Here is a 17,123-nt window from a genome sequence, read left to right as displayed (position 1 = left end):
AAGAAAGGCTGTCCGTGATCAGTTTCCTCAGCGGTACGGTGCATCGGATCGCAGCTGACCACCTCGTCGTTCTCACCTATGGTGTCGGCCGCAAGGTCCATGTCACCCCCGACACCCTGGCCGGCACCCGGCACGGCGCCGAGATCGAACTGGTCACCAGCCTCGTGGTGCGCGAAGACTCGATGACGCTGTTCGGCTTCACCACCGAAGACGAGAACCATACCTTCGAAGTGCTGCTGTCGATCTCCGGAATCGGCCCGCGCCTGGCGATGGCGATCCTGTCGGTGATGGGGCCCGACGAGCTCGCTGCCGCGATCACGAATCAGGACGCCAATGCGCTCACCCGGGTGCCCGGAATCGGGAAGAAGGGCGCCTCACGCATCATCCTCGAACTCGAGAACAAGCTGCCGAAGCTCACCGCTGCCGCTCCCGGACCGACCCTGTCCTTCGGCGGCGGAAACCAGCAGGTCGTCGACGCCCTCGTGGGACTCGGGTGGAAGGAACCGCAGGCCGAGGAGGTCGTCGCCGAGGTCGTCAAGGAGACCGGTGCTGACGCCGGCACCTCCGTGATCCTCAAGGCCGCACTGAAGGTCCTGGGTGCGAAGCGATGACGAGCTCCTTCGACCCTGACTCCTACGAGATGGACTTCGGCGATCAGGACCTGACCGGAGCCGAACAGGAGAGGCTCGTCTCGGGACGCGCCGAGACGGCCGAACGCGACGCCGAGGCAGCGCTGCGACCGAAGGGCCTGGCCGACTTCATCGGCCAGCCGCAGGTACGGGAGCAGCTCTCCCTCGTCCTCGACGCCGCGAAGGCCCGACAGAAGGCTCCCGACCATGTGCTGCTCTCCGGTCCTCCCGGACTCGGCAAGACCACTCTGGCGATGATCATCGCCCATGAGATGAACTCGAGCCTGCGGGTGACCTCCGGCCCTGCCGTCCAGCATGCCGGTGACCTCGCCGCGATCCTGTCCTCCCTCGAGGAGGGCGAAGTCCTCTTCATCGATGAGATCCATCGGATGGCCCGTGCCGCGGAGGAGATGCTGTATGTGGCGATGGAGGACTTCCGAGTCGATGTCATCGTCGGCAAGGGCCCGGGCGCGACCGCTATTCCGCTCGATCTCCCGCAATTCACTCTCGTCGGTGCCACCACCCGGTCGGGTCTGCTTCCGGCGCCGCTGCGCGACCGCTTCGGCTTCACCGCCCTGCTCGACTTCTATTCGAGTGCCGACCTGCTCACGGTTCTTCGGCGTTCGGCCAAGATGCTCGGCATCGAATCCGAACTCGCCGGGCTCGAAGAGATCTCCACACGTTCGCGGGGCACCCCGCGAATCGCGAACCGCCTGCTGCGCCGCGTCCGCGACTGGGCACAGGTGCGGGGGAGCGGAATCATCGACGAGGAGGCCGCCACCAACGCCCTGCGCGTCTACGAGGTCGATGAGCTCGGTCTCGACCGCCTCGACCGATCGGTTCTGCACGTGCTGTGCCAGCGCTTCGGCGGAGGCCCGGTCGGGCTGGGAACCCTCGCTGTCTCCGTGGGCGAAGAAGCCGACACCGTCGAAACCGTGTCCGAGCCCTACCTCGTGCGGGAGGGGCTGATCAGCCGCACCCCACGGGGACGTGTGGCCACCTCGGCCGCCTGGAATCACCTGAAAATGCAGATCCCAGCAAACTATGAGTTCTGAACCCCGCATTTGAGTTCGCTATGAGAGGTGAGGACGAACTAAGCTGGTTCACTGATTCATTCATATGAAAGGCTGATATCTGTGGATTTGCTGATCCCTCTTGCGCTTGCCGCGCTGCTGATCTTTTTCCTGTTCAATTCTCGGCGTAAGCAGAAAGCGCGTGCGGAGCAGATCAAATCGGGTCTCGTGCCCGGCGCAACCGTGATGACGACCTTCGGTGTCTTCGGCACCGTGCTCTCCATCGACGAAGAGAACAACCAGGTGACCATCGAATCGGGACCAGGCACGGTTCTGCGCGTCCACCGCCAGGCCATCGGCCAGATCGAGAACAATCAGGCCGCAGCGCCCGTCGATGCCCCCGGCGCCGACGCCCCCGCCGCCGATGTCGATGCCGCCGCCGACGACGAGAAGCCGGCCATCACCGACGCCGAGCTCGACGCCATGAACGAACGCAAGCGCGCCGAGAAGGACACTGCGGACGACGAGACTGCTGAGGACATCAGCGCCGATGAGTCCGCTGCGAAGACCGAGGACGCCGACGCAGTCGCTGAGGCCGAGGACGTCGACATTGATGCCGCAGAGACCGATGCCGACTCCGCAGCTGCCGATGATGATTCCACGGACTCGACTGATTCGGATTCCGACAAGAAGAACTGATCCGTCCTCGCACTCTTCTCCCGACTGAAAGCTGAAACGTGTCCGATATCGAAGAAAAACCACGCCCTGGTTTGCGCTTCCTGTGGCTGACGATCATCACTGTGGTCCTCGCCGCTATCATCGCCGGCGGGGTTATCTGGTCGAATGCCACGACGACTCCGAAGCTCGCGCTCGACCTCGAGGGCGGAACCTCGATCATCCTGGAGCCGCAGGTGTCCGAGGGCACGGACATCAGCACGGAGCAGCTCGATCAGGCCGTGGCGATCATCCGCCAGCGCGTCGACTCGACCGGTGTCTCCGAAGCCGAGATCACGACGCAGGGCGACCGCAACATCGTCGTCAACCTCCCGGGCAACCCCGACGAGGAGACCCGCAACCTCGTCCGTTCATCTGCTCAGCTGGTGTTCCGCCGCGTGGCGCTGGTCGGTGACCCGCGTTCACAGGAGCAGATCCAGAAGGAACAGGAGAAGAGCGGCGAGGAATCGGGTGCCGATGACGGGCTGAGCGACGAAGAGCGCAAACGCCTCGAGGATCTCACCGGCGCCGACTCCCAGGGCGACGGACAGGGAGAGGATCAGGCTCCGTCCGGCGGCGGCGATGTCGTCGAGGCCGGCGGCTCGGCGACGAAGACGGACGAGTCCACAGAGGAGACGAAGTCCTCGGAGTCGGCGAGCAAGGACGCGGAGAAGTCCGGAGAGGGCAGCGGCTCGAGCGAGGGCTCGAAGGTCACCGACTCGACACCGCGGCCTCTCTTCGATCCCGAGAAGGACGCCTCCGAATGGCAGACCGACGCAATCATCAAGGAATACACGGAGCTCGACTGCACGAACAAGAAGAATCGGACGGGCGGGCAGCAGCAGCCCTCGGACGAACCGGTCGTCTCGTGCTCCGAAGACGGACAGGCCAAGTACATCCTCGGACCCGTCGAACTCTCCGGTGATCACCTCGCCGATGCGAACGCGGGCTATGCCGCGGGAGCCAACGGCGTGCAGACCAACAATCCTGCCGTCAACCTCTCCTTCGATTCGACCGGGCGTGAGATCTTCAAGCAGATCACCTCGGACATCACCGGCAAACAGCAGCCGTACAACCAGTTCGCTATCGAACTCGACGGCCTGGTGCTCTCGGCTCCGTCCTCGAACGCGGTGATCACCGACGGCAACGCTCAGATCACCGGCAATTTCACCCTCGACGAGGCACAGACTCTGGCCAATCAGCTCAAGAACGGTTCGCTGCCTCTGAGCTTCCAGGTCCAGAGCGAGGACCAGATCTCGCCGACCCTGGGATCGAACTACCTCAAGATCGGTCTGCTCACCGGACTCGTCGGACTCCTGCTCGTCGTCGTGTACTCGCTGCTGCAGTACCGAGTGCTCGGCCTCGTCACCGTCTCGAGCCTCGTCGTCGCCGGTGTACTCACCTACCTGCTGCTGTTGCTGGCATCGTGGAGATACGGCTATCGACTGTCACTGGCGGGTGTCGCCGGTATCATCATCGGCATCGGCATGGCCGCGGACTCGTTCATCGTCTACTTCGAACGCGTGCGAGACGAACTGCGCAGCGGGCGCAATCTGCTCTCCGCCGTCGAGGTCGGCTGGGACCGAGCCAAGCGCACGATCTACGCCTCCAAGGCCGTGAACATGCTCGCCGCGGTCATCCTCTACATCCTGGCCGTCGGCTCGGTGCGGGGCTTCGCCTTCACCCTGGGCCTGACCGTGATCATCGACGTGCTCATCGTCTTCCTGTTCACCCACCCGATGCTGCAGTTCCTGGCACGCACGAAGTTCTTCGGCGAGGGCCACCCGATGTCGGGCATGGATCCGCGTCTGCTCGGGGTCAAACCCGCCGCATACCGCGGGGCTCTCAATCTGTCCATCGACGACCAGGACAAGTCGCCCGAAGCCAAACGGCGTGAGAAGGCGCGTCTGCGCAAGGCCGGGATGACAGCCGAGGACGGTTCCGACACCACCGCCGCGGCTGCCGCGTCCGAGTCGGAGAAGACCACGACCAACGAGTCGAAGGCGTCCACGGCCGCGAAGTCGAAGACCGTCGAATCGAAACCGGCGAAGACCGCGACGGGCGGAATGACCATCGCCGAGCGGAAGGCCGCGGCTCGACGCGCCGAGGAAGAGGATGCCGCCGAGGACTCGGCAGCAGCCGATGGCAAGGAGGATGACAAGTGAAACGGTTCTTTGCCTGGGGCAACCGGCTGCACAGCGGCGAATCATCGATCCCCTTCGTCGGCAAGGCGAAGCTGTGGCTGAGCATCGCCGGAGTCCTCGTCCTGCTGTCTCTGCTCGTCCCGCTCATCTTCGGCTTCAACTTCGGAATCGCTTTCAAGGGCGGTTCGCAGTTCCAGGTCGACCACGTCACCGACACCTCGGCGGCCAAGGGCGAAGGGATCATCAACGAGGTGGTCTCCGGATCCGAGCCGCGCCTGACGCCGACCAGTGACACGGCCGTCGAGATCGAGACGAACCAGCTCACCGACCCGCAGATGCAGGACGTCCGCGACGCACTCGTGTCCGGATACGATGTGAAGGTCGAAGACGTCACCTCGACATTCGTCGGTCCTGAATGGGGACAGGACGTGACGTCGAAGATGATCCGTGCGCTCGTCATCTTCGTGGCGATCGCGCTCGTCGTCATGGCACTGTACTTCCGCACCTGGAAGATGTCGGTCGCGGCGATCGTCGGACTTTTCGTCGTGATGATCGTGACGATGGGCATCTACTCAGCCACCGGCTTCGAAGTCACTCCGGAAGCCATCATCGGATTCCTCACCGTGCTCAGCTTCTCGCTCTATGACACGGTGGTCGTCTTCGACAAGATCCGAGAGAACACGACGAGGTTCGAGGAGAAGCGGAAGCTCAAGTTCTCCGAACTCGTCAACCTCGGTGTGAATCAGACGACGGTGCGTTCGATCAACACGTCGGTGGTGTCCGTGCTCCCGATCGCCTCGATCCTCTTCATCGGCGTGTTCCTGCTCGGCGCGGGAACACTGGTCGATATCTCGCTGTCCCTGTTCATCGGTACTATAGTGGCAGCCGCTTCGACGCTGTTCGTCGCGAGCCCCCTCTACGCCGTCCTCCGGGCGAATGAACCGGCGGTCAAGGCACAGGAGGAGGCCGTGCGTGAACTACGCTTGAAGGACGGGGGAGCAGACGTCCCACCGGTGACACACGCCGAAGTCTGAACCCCGAGAGAGGAGATGGTGTGGCATCGTCGGCTGATTCGCGTCGTCCGCGAGGCATCTCCCGCTTAGCCTGGTGGGCGGCCAGGGCACAGAACAACCCTGGCTACCCGCGAGTGCTCGGCCCGATGATCCGGGCCCTGCAGTCGAACCATCCGAAGGCGGACATCGACCTCGTCGTCCGGGCCTACAAGGTCGCCGAGGAGGCCCACCGAGGGCAGACCCGGAAGTCCGGTGACGCCTATATCACCCATCCCATCGCTGTGGCGACGATCCTCGCGGAGATCGGCATGCTGCCGGTCACCCTGGCCGCCGCACTGCTGCACGACACGGTCGAAGACACCTCGTATTCGCTCGACGAACTCACCGAGGAATTCGGTTCCGAGGTCGCAGCCATGGTCGACGGGGTGACGAAACTCGACAAGCTCACCTATGGGCAGGCCGCGCAGTCCGAGACCGTGCGCAAGATGATCGTGGCGATGGCCAAGGACATCCGCGTCCTCGTCATCAAGCTCGCGGACCGCCTGCACAACGCGCGCACCTGGCGATTCGTCCCGGCCTCGTCGAGCACGAAGAAGGCCCGCGAGACCCTCGACATCTTCGCCCCGTTGGCACACCGACTGGGCATGAACACGATCAAATGGGAGCTCGAAGACCTGTCCTTCCAGGTTCTCCATCCCAAGGTCTACGACGAAGTGGTCCGACTCGTCGCCGACAGGGCTCCCGAACGCGAGAAGTATCTGGCCACTGTCTCCGAGGAGCTCCAGAGCGAACTCAAGGAATCCGGGATCGACGCCTCCATCACCGGCCGGCCCAAGCACTACTACTCGATCTATCAGAAGATGGTCGTGCGCGGACACGAGTTCGCCGACATCTACGATCTCGTCGGAGTCCGCGTCCTCGTCGAATCCGTACGCGAATGCTACGCCACTCTCGGCATCGTCCACGCCCGGTGGAACCCGGTTCCCGGACGGTTCAAGGACTATATCGCGATGCCGAAGTACAACATGTACCAGAGCCTGCACACCACGGTGATCGGGCCGGCCGGCAAACCCGTCGAGATCCAGATCCGGACCCACGAGATGGACCGTCGCGCAGAATTCGGCGTCGCCGCTCACTGGAAGTACAAGGATCTGAATAAGTCCTCGAAGGCCGTGACCTCGAACACCGCCCGCTCTGTGAAGGTCTCCGACGCCGGAGAGGTCGACGACGCAGCCTGGCTGCGACAGCTCCTGGACTGGCAGCGCGAGGTCTCCGATCCCGACGAATTCCTCGACAGCCTCCGCTACGAGGTGAACTCGAAGGAAGTCTACGTCTTCACCCCCAAGGGCGAGGTGATGAGCCTGCCGGCGGGAGCCACCCCCATCGACTTCGCGTACGCCGTACACACCGAGGTCGGACACAAGACGATGGGCGCGCGAGTGAACGGTCGCCTCGTCGCCTTGGACACGGAGCTGAAGAACGGGGATTCCGTCGAGGTCTTCACCTCGAAGGATGAGAATGCCGGCCCCAGCCGTGACTGGCTCGGCTTCGTCAAGAGCCCACGTGCCCGCAGCAAGATCCGCCAGTGGTTCTCGAAGGAGCGCCGCGAAGAGGCGATCGAGAACGGTCGCGAACAGCTCGCCCGGGCGATGCGCCGCCATACGATCTCCGCCGCCTCGCTGATGAGCCAGGAGGCCCTCCAGGTCGTCGCCACGGAGATGCGGCTGCCCGATGTCAGCGCCCTCTACGCCGCGATCGGCAACGGCGTCTCCTCGGCTCAGCACGTCGTCGATCTGCTGGCCAAGGAAGTCGGGGAGGACGACGACTCGGTCGTGCTGCCGCCCGAGCCGCGCAACCGGACCGGCCAGTCCTCGGGACATCATTCCTCGTCCGAAGGCGTCATCGTCAAAGGCGTCGACGATGTGCTCGTCAAGCTCGCCCGCTGCTGCACCCCGGTGCCGGGAGACGAGATCCTCGGCTTCGTCACCCGCGGTTCGGGCGTCTCCGTGCATCGCGTCGACTGCCCGAACGTCACCTCACTCAAACGGGAGCCCGAACGTATGGTCGAGGTGTCCTGGGGCGAGAAGACGAGCGGAATCTACCTCGTCCAGATCCAGGTCGAAGCCCTCGACCGTTCCGGTCTGCTCTCCGACATCACGAAGGTGCTCACCGAGACCCATGTGAACATCCTGTCAGCATCGGTCGGCACCTCCCGCGCCCGCGTGGCACAGTCGAAGTTCGTCTTCGAGATGAGCGACGCCAGCCATCTGGACACGGTGCTCTCGGCCGTGCGGAAGGTCGAAGGGGTCTTCGACGTCTATCGCATCTCCGGCGGCTGACCCTCCCGGTCCAAGGCCTCGCGCATCTGGGCGACGAACGGGCGGCGGGCCACCTCGGTGAGGTAGTCCCGGAGGCGATGGCGCAGTCCTGCGGGGATCTCCGCGATGATGCCCTTGAGCGCCCGCGGTGACTCTGCGGACCAGTTCCGGAAGTGCGGGAAGAGCAGATCGTAGAGCGTGCGTTCCTCCGTGGTGATCGGCAGCCCGTCGATGAGGCACCAATCATCTTGCGCCAGATTCGTCTCGTGGACGTCGAAACCGTCATCGGCGATCCACCGGCGCCTGGGCAGCGTGATGAAGTTCAGCGGAGCGGGAGCCCGGCCGAGTCCGCGGTGCACCCACCAAGCGCTGTCGTGGGAGAGCGCGAGTCCGGGTGGGATGAGCGAATGCAGGGCGGCCATCCGCTCAGCGGGGGAGAGGATCGCACCCTTGCGCACCCAGGTCGATTCGGTCAGTCGGATGAGCAGGCCGTCGAGGGTGAGCTCGGTGAGCTGCTCGTACCCGAAGTCCCGCAGATGAAACAACGCCTCCATACCCGAACTATCGTCGGATGTGGAGACGTTGACAAGACTTCGGAGAGCGCCTGTGGACAGGTGCTGACTCGAACGTCAGAAGCTGTGGACGCGCGCCGCGGCCTCAACCGAGCACTGCGGCCTCAGTCGAGTTCTGCGGCTGTCTGGGCGAGCTGATCCCGCCAGGCGCGGCGAGCGTCGAGAGCTTCCTGCGCCTCGGCGACGGACTTCTCATCGCCCCCGGCCTTCGCAGCCTCGAGCTTCTTCTCGAGATCGACGATCGACTCGTCGAGCTGACTCAGCGCACCCGAGGTGCGGGCCTTCGTCTCCGGGTTGCTGCGCTGCCACGCGGCTTCCTCGGCATCGGCGAGCGCGCGTTCGACTTCGCGCAGACCGTTCTCCATCCGCGAGACATCGGCGCGAGGGACCTTGCCGGCTTCCTCCCACTGGTCCTGGATGGTGCGCAGCTCGCGCTTGGCCGCCACCGGGTCGGTGATCGGCAGCAGCGCCTGAGCCTTCTTCAGCAGCTCTTCCTTGACGACGAGGTTTCCCTTGAACTCCTCGTCCAGAGCGGCATTCTCCGCATCACGGGCGGAGAAGAACACGTCCTGTGCTGCACGGAACCGTGCCCACAGCGCATCATCGTCCTTCCGGGAGGCACGCGGGGCGCGCTTCCACTGGCTCATCAGGTCCTTGTACTTCTGCGACACGGTGCGGAAATCGGTCGAGGCCGACAGCGACTCCGCCTCGGCGACGATCTTCTCCTTGATCCTTCTGCCTTCGGCATTGACCTTGTCGAGCTCGGCGAAGAACTCTTTGCGCTTGTGTTCGAAGGTGTTCCGAGCCTGCGAGAACCTGCCCCAGAGCTCCTGATCGACGGCACGCGGCAGACGGGGTCCGCTGCGCTGCATGTCCTTCCACTGGGCGAAGAGCTCACGCAGACGCGCACCCGACTGCTTCCACTGGATCTTCGACGGATCCTGCTTGGCCAGGGTCTCGGCCTCCACGACAAGAGCCTCACGGTCCTCGGCGGCTGCCAGCTTGGCGGCCTGGGCCCGGGCAGCCTGCCGGGACTCCGTGGCCTCGGCATCGGAGATGAGAGTGTCGAGAGTGGCGCTGAGCCCCTTGAGATCACCGACGACGTTGGCTTCCGGCAGCGACTCCTGCAGCGTCTTCGCCGCCGAGACGACCTCACGGCCGGGAGCGCCGGCGGAGAGACGATTGCGCAGCAGGACCGCGCTCTCGGCGAGTTCGACGTACTTCTTCGCGAAGTACTCGAGCGCCTCGTCGGGAGTGGCGTCCGGGTACTGACCGACGGCCCGTTCGCCCTCGGGAGTGGTGACGAACACATTGCCGTCCGCATCGGCACGACCATGAGTCACCGCGCGAGCCACCTCGGCGTCGTGGTCGATATGGCTGGCATTGACCACCTGTGCCGCCTGCGGACGCGGCAGCGACGACGGACGGGGGGTCGGCTTCGGTGTCGGGGTCGACATGGTTCTCACCTTGTTTCCATCGGTCGAACCGGCAGGTCATTCCACCCGCCGATCACTCGATTGTGGGATAGACGTTATCCCAGCATAACCATCGGCGAGCGTGTAGATAGACTTTGCACATGGATGTGTTCTCGACCAACGCCGAATTCCTCGACGTCAACTGCTATGCCGTGCGTGCAGAGGGCTCCAGCGACTGCATTCTCATCGACTCCGGATACGACTGTGCCCCCGGCCTCGAGAAGCTGCTGAGCGAGGAGGGACTGGAGCCGCGGGCGATCTTCCTCACCCACGGCCACCCCGACCATATTCTGGGTCTGACCAACGTGCTTGCGCGCTGGGACGTGCCCGTCCACCTCGGCGCCGCCGACCGGTACCGTCTGGACTCCCCGGCGACGACGCTCAACCCGCAGTTCGCCGCGATGCTGGCCCCGCTCGTTCAGGACTGGAACGCACCGGTCGCGACCGACATCACCGACGGGCACAGCGTCGAGATCGCCGGACTGACCGTCACGGCGGTCGCCGCACCGGGCCACACAGAAGGGTCCATGCTGCTGCGCGTGACCGACGGCTCGGACGAAGTCGTCTTCACCGGTGACGTCGTCTTCGCCGGGGCCATCGGCCGCGTCGACCTGCCCGGGGGAGACCCGCAGGCCATGCAGGAGTCGCTGCGGACATTCGCCGCGCTCCCGGACGTGCCGATCTATCCTGGGCACGGCCCGGCGTCTCGCGTGAGCACGGAACTCGCGACGAACCCGTTCTTCTGACGACTGATGTTCTGAGGATTGAGCGACCGACGCCTCGGATCCTCCTGTCCTTCGCGGGCGCGAAGTCGCAGTCGACACCACCCGATCCACATACCATCCGATTCAGCGGCGCCTCACGGCGCCGCATCCACACCGAAAGCAAGGAGCACCATGGCGAAGTCAGCCCGTCTGTCCGGATTCCCGGAACGACTCCCGGCCGAACGCGTGATCGAGAAGGCCATCATCGACACGCTCGAACACACCTTCGCCCTGCACGGGTTCTCCGCCCTCAACCATCGCGCCGTCGAACCGATCAGCCAGCTGGCCAAGGACGGAGAGATCGACAAGGAGATCTTCGCCGTCTCCCGCCTTCACTCCGAAGGTGCCGAACGCAACCCGCTCGGACTCCACTTCGACCTCACGGTGCCCCTGGCCCGCTACATCGCCGACAATGCGAACGACCTGAGCTTTCCGTTCAAGGCCGCCCGCGTCCAGCCCGTCTGGCGGGGCGAACGTCCGCAGGCCGGTCGGTACCGTGAGTTCATCCAGGCCGATATCGACGTCATCGCCGATGGGGAGCTGCCCGGACACTTCGAGGTCGAGATCCCCTTGGCCGTGGCCGATGCGTTCTCCCGTCTCGCCCCGCTCGGTGTGCCCGGAATCAGGATCGTCGTCAACGACCGCAGGCTGCTCGAAGGCTTCGCCCGCGGAATCGGACTGACGAACATCCAAGCCGTGCTGCGCTGCCTCGACAAATACGACAAGATCGGCCCCGCCGAAGTGGCGAAGCTGCTGGCTGCCGAAGCGGGCGCCGATGAGGAGCAGCAGCGGCTGTGCCTGGAGCTGGCCGCCATCGAATCCGACTCCCCGGACTTCGCCGACGAGGTGCGTGCCCTCGGCGTCGACCACCCCCTGCTGGAGACCGGACTCGAATCGCTGACGACGCTGCTGCGCGCCGCAGCCGTTCGCGCACCCGGAGTCGTCGTCGCCCAGCTCAAGATCGCCCGCGGCCTCGACTACTACACCGGAGCGGTCTATGAGACCCAGCTGATCGGCCACGAAGAGCTCGGCTCCGTATCCTCCGGCGGTCGCTACGATTCGCTCGTGACCGTGGGCAAGAAGAACTATCCCGGGGTGGGCATGTCCATCGGCGTCTCCCGCCTCATGGCGTTCATCCTCGGCGAGGAATCACAGATCCGCGCCACCCGCGGGACCCCCTCGGCCGTCGTTATCGCCGTCACCGAGGAGGCCCGACGGGCTGATGCCGACGCCGTGGCCGCGCAGCTGCGGTCCCGGGACATCCCGTGCGAGGTCTCGCCGAGCGCGGCGAAATTCGGCAAGCAGATCCGCTACGCCGAACGCCGCGAGATTCCGTTCGTCTGGTTCACCGACGGTGAGTCCGGCCACGAGGTCAAGGACATCCGCTCGGGGGAGCAGACCACGGCGGATCCGGACACATGGACTCCGGCGGACGACGACCTCTGGCCCCGCGTGTACCGGAGCTGAGCGCAGGGCGACTATCATTGATCAGGCGCTAGACCACAACATCACAAAGGAGCCCTAGGTGCTGCGAAGCCACGAAGCCGGAAGCCTGCGAGCCGCGAACGCAGGAGAAACCGTCACCCTCACCGGGTGGGTCGATCGTCGTCGCGATCACGGAGGTGTCGCCTTCATCGATCTGCGTGACGCTTCGGGAATCGTGCAGGTCGTCGTCCGTGAGGACGATGCCCACCAGCTGCGCAACGAAACCGTCGTCAAAGCCACCGGAACCGTCTCGGTGCGCCCCGACGGCAATACGAACCCGAACCTGCCCACAGGTGAGATCGAGGTCATCGACACCACCGTCGAGGTGCTCTCCGAAGCAGCGGCCCTGCCGTTCCAGGTCTCCGACCATGCCGAGGACTCCGGTGCCGTGGGCGAAGAGACCCGGCTTCGCTACCGGTACCTCGACCTGCGCCGTTCGGGCCCGGCCAAGACGATCCGTCTGCGCTCCGATGTCAACAAGGCCGCACGATCCGTCCTCGACGCCCACAGCTTCGTCGAGGTCGAGACTCCGACCCTGACGAAGTCGACTCCGGAAGGCGCCCGCGACTTCCTCGTCCCGGCCCGCCTCAAGCCCGGCTCCTGGTACGCCCTGCCGCAGTCCCCGCAGCTGTTCAAGCAGCTGCTTCAGGTCGCCGGCATGGAACGCTATTACCAGATCGCCCGCTGCTACCGCGACGAGGACTTCCGCGCCGACCGTCAGCCCGAGTTCACCCAGCTCGACATCGAAGCCTCCTTCGTCGAGCAGGAGGACATCATCGCGCTGGCCGAAGAGATCCTCACCGCGCTGTGGAAGCTCATCGGCTACGACATCACCACGCCGATCCCGCACATCACCTACCACGAGGCGATGGAGAAGTACGGTTCGGACAAGCCGGACCTGCGCTTCGGCCTCGAACTGCACAACCTCACCGAATTCTTTGCCGACACCCCGTTCCGCGTCTTCCAGTCGCCCTATGTCGGCTCCGTCGTCTACCCCGGCGGCGGCTCGCTGCCCAGGCGTCAGCTCGACGGCTGGCAGGACTGGGCCAAGCAGCGCGGGGCGAAGGGCCTGGCCTATGTGCTCATCGGCGAAGACGGCACCCTGTCCGGTCCGGTGGCCAAGAACATCTCCGATGAGGAGAAGGCGGGACTCGCCGAGGCAGCCGGAGCGCAGCCGGGCGATGCGATCTTCTTCGCCGCCGGTGATCGCAGCATGCGTGCCCTCCTCGGTGCCGCCCGCAACGAGATCGCCGAACGCACGGGTCTGATCAAGGACGGCGACTGGGCCTTCGTGTGGGTCGTCGACGCACCCCTGTTCGAATCGGCCGCCGAGGCTCAGGCTGCCGGAGACGTCGCCGTCGGCGGCGGACAGTGGACCGCCGTCCACCACGCCTTCACCGCTCCGAAGCCCGAATTCCTCGACACGCTCGAAGAGGACCCGGGCGCGGCCCTGGCCTACGCCTACGACATCGTCTGCAACGGCAACGAGATCGGCGGCGGCTCGATCCGCATCCACCGCAAGGACGTCCAGGAACGCGTCTTTTCGATCATGGGCATCTCCGCCGAAGAGGCCGAGGAGAAGTTCGGCTTCCTTCTCGAAGCCTTCAAGTTCGGCGCACCCCCGCACGGCGGCATCGCCTTCGGCTGGGACCGCATCGTGTCCCTGCTGGCCGGCGTCGACTCGATTCGTGAAGTCATCGCCTTCCCGAAGTCCGGCGGAGGATTCGATCCGCTGACCCAGGCACCGGCCCCGATCACCGACGCCCAGCGCGCCGAGGCCGGAGTCGACTTCGAACCGGAAGACGACGACGCCGAGGCCTGATGAGCCAAGAACCCAATCTGTTCACCGACGGCCCGGACCAGGAAACACCGGGTCCGGGCTTCGCCGGTTCCTCCGGGACCTCCTCGGGGCGGGCCCTGGATCCCCTGGCCGTGCGGATGCGTCCCCGGACCCTGGACGAGGTCGTCGGTCAGGAGCACCTGACCTTCCCAGGTTCCCCCCTCAACCAACTCGTCGAAGCCAGCGGGGGAGACCGGGCGGGAGCCTCCTCGGTGATCCTGTGGGGTCCGCCCGGAGTCGGAAAGACCACGCTGGCCCATGTCATCTCGCATGCCCCGGGCCGCACCTTCGTCGAACTCTCCGCGATCACCGCGGGCGTCAAGGACGTGCGCCAGGTGATCGAGAACGCCCGCCGGGAACGGGAGATGTACTCACGGACCACCGTGCTCTTCCTCGACGAGATCCACCGGTTCTCGAAGGCCCAGCAGGATGCCCTGCTGCCGGCGGTGGAGAACCGGCTCGTCGTGCTCGTGGCCGCCACCACGGAGAATCCGTCGTTCTCGGTCATCTCACCCCTGCTGTCGCGGTCGCTCATGCTCACCCTGCGTCCGCTCGACGACGAGGCGGTCGGCAATCTGCTCGATCGTGCCGTCGGATCCGATCGCGGGCTGGCCGGACAGTTCACCCTCACCGAGGAGGCCCGGAACTTCATCGTCCGCATCGCCGGAGCCGACGCCCGCCGATCACTGACCGTCCTCGAAGCCGCCGCCGGAATCGCCGCCGCGCAGTCGGAGGAGTCGAGCGACGAACCGATCGCGATCACCGAATCCGCCTGCGCGGAGGCGAGCAGCGAAACCGTTCTGCGCTACGACAGGAACGGCGACCAGCACTACGACGTGATTTCCGCGTTCATCAAATCCATCCGCGGCTCCGACGTCGACGCGGCCCTGCACTATCTCGCGCGGATGATCGTCGCCGGTGAGGACCCGCGCTTCATCGCCCGTCGCGTCGTCATCTCCGCGGCCGAGGACATCGGCATGGCCGACCCGCAGGCGCTGCCCATCGCCGTGGCCGCCTCGACGGCGGTTGCCAACATCGGCATGCCCGAAGGACGGATCCCGCTGGCCGAAGCGGTCACCTACCTCGCGCTGGCCCCGAAGTCGAACGCGAGCTACCGCGCCCTGGATGCCGCGATCGCCGATGTGAAGAACGGATTCGCCGGGCAGGTGCCGATGCATCTGCGCGACGCCCACTACCCGGGGGCGAAAGAACTCGGCCACGGCGAGGGCTACAAATACTCGCACGACTATCCGCACGGGGTCGCCGATCAGGAGTATCTGCCGGAGACCCTGCGCGGAAAGCGCTACTACACTCCGACGGGCAACGGGATGGAACGATCCATGGCCGACAGGCTGGAGAACCTCCGGAGACTCCTGCGGCCCTGATAACTTAGGTGACAGACCCGGTGGCGGGCTGAGCCGTCGCGGGCGGCGCCGAGCGAGGAGGACGGCATGGCGGACATCGTCATCACCATCGCCGCCGCGCTGGCGCTCGGACTGATCGCCCATGAGCTGCGCATCCCTCCGCTCGTGGGATTCCTCGCCGCCGGATTCGGTCTGCACGTCTTCGGCTTCACCGCCTTCGCGGGACTGCAGCAGGTCTCGGACATCGGAGTGGTTCTGCTCCTGTTCACCATCGGACTGAAGTTCGATCTGCGCTCCCTGCTCCAACCCGAAGCCCACGGCACCGCTGCGCTGCACATGATCACTGTGGTCCTCCTCGGCGCTGGGACGATCGGAGCCGCCGCCGCCATCGGCCTCGTCAGCGTCGGCGGGGGATTCGGCACCTTGGCGCTGCTCGGATTCGCCCTCTCGTTCTCCTCCACGGTGCTCGTGGTCAAAGTGCTCGAAGACCGCTCCGACGACGGGTCCTACTACGGCCAGATCGCCATCGCGATCCTCGTCCTCCAAGACCTCGCGGCGGTCGCCTTCATCTCGATCGCAGGCGAAGAGCCGCCGAGCCTGTGGGCCTTCGCCCTCGTCCTGCTCGTTCCCGCGGTTTGGGTGCTGGGTCGGATCCTCGACCGCGTCGGACGCGGTGAGCTGCTCGTCCTCTTCGGCGTCGTCATGGCCTTGGGTCCCGGCTACGTCGCCTTCGAATCCGTCGGCATCCACGGCGACCTCGGAGCCTTGGTGCTCGGGCTGTTCTTCTCCACCCACCCGCGTGCCGGGGAGTTGTCGAAGTCGCTGTTCAGCGTCAAGGAGCTCTTCCTCGTCGGATTCTTCGTCGTCATCGGGCTCCAGGCGGTGCCCACCTGGTCGGATCTGTTCATGGCGCTGGCCCTGTGCGTCGTCCTGCTGCCGTTCAATTTCGCGAGCTTCTACCTCATGGGACGGCTCTTCGGTCTGCGTAACCGCACGAGCGTGCGCACCAGCCTGGCTCTGAGCAACTTCTCCGAATTCGCACTCATCGTCGTCGCCGTCGGCGTCGACAACGGGCTCTTCGAGGACAACTGGCTGACCATCATCGCCCTCGCCGTGGCCCTGGGGATGATCGGATCCTCCCTGGCCAATGCCTACAGCCTTCCGATCGTGGCGAGGCTCGATGCGATTCTGCCGGATGAGAACGAGAGTCGGCTGCGGGCGAGTGACCGGCCGTTGGACACCGGGGACGCGGAAGTCGTCGTCCTCGGCATGGGCCGCATCGGCCGCGGCGCCTACGAGCGCTTCGTCGAGCGCGGCGACCGGAGCGTCATCGGCGTCGACAACGACCTCACCGTCGTCGAGGCTCTGCGCGCCGACGGGTTCACGGTGCTCGAAGGCGATGCCACCGACCACGAGTTCTGGCACCGCCTCGTCGTCGGCGGCAGCGCCCACACTGTCGTGCTGGCCATGGCGCTGCACGATTCGAACACCTTCGCCCTCGAGCAGCTGCGCATCGCCGGGTTCCCCGGGATCATCGCCGCGGTCGTCCAACGCCCCGATCAGGCCGAACATTTCGTTCGTGCCGGGGTTCACGCGGTGATCAACATCTACGGCGGGTCCGGAGCCGCCGTGGCCGATGCCGCCATCGACAGCCACGAAGACGGCTGCCGGCAATGACCGCAGTGCATGCGGACACGTCGGCCGGCAGGGGCGGACGGTCGGAATCATTCGGGTCGTCGGAAGCAGTCGGGAAGATCACAGATGCGAGCGCGCCGATCCGCTTTGCGACAGT

The 17,123-nt window shown here is 65.4% G+C and carries 13 protein-coding genes; 11 read left to right on the top strand and 2 right to left on the bottom strand.

Annotated elements, in window-relative coordinates:
• The first annotated feature begins 14 nt into the window (after nucleotides 1-14).
• From ruvA to QYM46_RS10135, 6 genes are all read left to right on the top strand, one after another.
• Nucleotides 15-611, top strand: a complete 597-nt coding sequence (gene ruvA / locus QYM46_RS10160) for a Holliday junction branch migration protein RuvA (RefSeq protein ID WP_169252383.1) — start codon at nucleotides 15-17, stop codon at nucleotides 609-611.
• Complete coding sequence (gene ruvB / locus QYM46_RS10155) at nucleotides 608-1,684, top strand: Holliday junction branch migration DNA helicase RuvB (protein WP_248278874.1); 1,077 nt, start codon at nucleotides 608-610, stop codon at nucleotides 1,682-1,684. Before ruvA ends, ruvB begins: the two co-directional genes overlap by 4 nt.
• Nucleotides 1,685-1,765: 81 nt before the next feature.
• Nucleotides 1,766-2,341 carry a preprotein translocase subunit YajC gene (gene yajC / locus QYM46_RS10150; protein ID WP_248278873.1) on the top strand — a complete coding sequence of 192 codons (576 nt, stop codon included), beginning with the start codon at nucleotides 1,766-1,768 and terminating at the stop codon, nucleotides 2,339-2,341.
• Between the two features lie 38 nt (nucleotides 2,342-2,379).
• The gene (secD, locus tag QYM46_RS10145) at nucleotides 2,380-4,521 is read left to right on the top strand and encodes a protein translocase subunit SecD (RefSeq protein WP_432788843.1); all 2,142 of its coding nucleotides are present in this window, start codon (nucleotides 2,380-2,382) and stop codon (nucleotides 4,519-4,521) included.
• A complete protein-coding gene (gene secF, locus QYM46_RS10140; RefSeq protein ID WP_169252382.1) occupies nucleotides 4,518-5,534 on the top strand; it encodes a protein translocase subunit SecF in 1,017 nt (338 codons plus the stop codon). Before secD ends, secF begins: the two co-directional genes overlap by 4 nt.
• Before the next feature lie 20 nt (nucleotides 5,535-5,554).
• Nucleotides 5,555-7,852 (top strand): RelA/SpoT family protein, encoded by a 2,298-nt coding sequence (locus tag QYM46_RS10135; RefSeq protein ID WP_432788842.1) that lies wholly within the window; start codon nucleotides 5,555-5,557, stop codon nucleotides 7,850-7,852.
• On the opposite strand, the gene QYM46_RS10130 is transcribed toward QYM46_RS10135, so the two are convergent.
• Entirely contained in the window at nucleotides 7,831-8,385 is a 555-nt protein-coding gene (locus QYM46_RS10130; RefSeq protein WP_432788841.1) for a hypothetical protein, read from the bottom strand. The two genes, QYM46_RS10135 and QYM46_RS10130, sit on opposite strands and share 22 nt — an antisense overlap.
• 122 nt (nucleotides 8,386-8,507) lie before the next feature.
• The gene (locus tag QYM46_RS10125) at nucleotides 8,508-9,860 is read right to left on the bottom strand and encodes a DUF349 domain-containing protein (protein ID WP_432788840.1); all 1,353 of its coding nucleotides are present in this window, start codon (nucleotides 9,858-9,860) and stop codon (nucleotides 8,508-8,510) included.
• 119 nt (nucleotides 9,861-9,979) lie between these two features.
• Between QYM46_RS10125 and QYM46_RS10120 the strand changes: the two genes are divergently transcribed.
• The 5 genes from QYM46_RS10120 to QYM46_RS10100 all read left to right on the top strand — a co-directional run bounded on the left by QYM46_RS10120 (nucleotide 9,980) and on the right by QYM46_RS10100 (nucleotide 17,008).
• The gene (locus QYM46_RS10120; protein ID WP_432788839.1) at nucleotides 9,980-10,624 is read left to right on the top strand and encodes an MBL fold metallo-hydrolase; all 645 of its coding nucleotides are present in this window, start codon (nucleotides 9,980-9,982) and stop codon (nucleotides 10,622-10,624) included.
• Nucleotides 10,625-10,774: 150 nt separating this feature from the next.
• Nucleotides 10,775-12,109, top strand: coding sequence for a histidine--tRNA ligase (gene hisS, locus QYM46_RS10115; RefSeq protein WP_432788838.1), 1,335 nt, complete (start codon nucleotides 10,775-10,777; stop codon nucleotides 12,107-12,109).
• A gap of 58 nt (nucleotides 12,110-12,167) precedes the next feature.
• Nucleotides 12,168-13,949 (top strand): aspartate--tRNA ligase, encoded by a 1,782-nt coding sequence (aspS, locus tag QYM46_RS10110; RefSeq protein WP_169252376.1) that lies wholly within the window; start codon nucleotides 12,168-12,170, stop codon nucleotides 13,947-13,949.
• Nucleotides 13,949-15,352: a replication-associated recombination protein A gene (locus tag QYM46_RS10105; RefSeq protein ID WP_432788837.1), complete on the top strand. Its 1,404-nt coding sequence runs from the start codon at nucleotides 13,949-13,951 to the stop codon at nucleotides 15,350-15,352. The genes aspS and QYM46_RS10105 overlap by 1 nt, the downstream gene beginning before the upstream one ends.
• A 66-nt stretch (nucleotides 15,353-15,418) precedes the next feature.
• Nucleotides 15,419-17,008, top strand: a complete 1,590-nt coding sequence (locus QYM46_RS10100; protein ID WP_432788836.1) for a cation:proton antiporter domain-containing protein — start codon at nucleotides 15,419-15,421, stop codon at nucleotides 17,006-17,008.
• Nucleotides 17,009-17,123: the final 115 nt, after the last annotated feature.

This window comes from Brevibacterium sp. K11IcPPYGO002, assembly GCF_050920635.1.
Classification (GTDB): domain Bacteria; phylum Actinomycetota; class Actinomycetes; order Actinomycetales; family Brevibacteriaceae; genus Brevibacterium.
Note: the sequence above shows the minus strand (reverse complement) of the source record. Positions and strands in the feature narration are given on the sequence as shown.

Coding starts and splice junctions, on each gene's coding strand:
- QYM46_RS10105 (WP_432788837.1), top strand. CDS start 13,949: ATGAGCCAAGAACCCAATCTGTTCACCGACGGCCCGGACCAGGAAACA.
- QYM46_RS10120 (WP_432788839.1), top strand. CDS start 9,980: ATGGATGTGTTCTCGACCAACGCCGAATTCCTCGACGTCAACTGCTAT.
- QYM46_RS10130 (WP_432788841.1), bottom strand. CDS start 8,385: ATGGAGGCGTTGTTTCATCTGCGGGACTTCGGGTACGAGCAGCTCACC.
- ruvB (WP_248278874.1), top strand. CDS start 608: ATGACGAGCTCCTTCGACCCTGACTCCTACGAGATGGACTTCGGCGAT.
- hisS (WP_432788838.1), top strand. CDS start 10,775: ATGGCGAAGTCAGCCCGTCTGTCCGGATTCCCGGAACGACTCCCGGCC.
- QYM46_RS10100 (WP_432788836.1), top strand. CDS start 15,419: ATGGCGGACATCGTCATCACCATCGCCGCCGCGCTGGCGCTCGGACTG.
- QYM46_RS10125 (WP_432788840.1), bottom strand. CDS start 9,860: ATGTCGACCCCGACACCGAAGCCGACCCCCCGTCCGTCGTCGCTGCCG.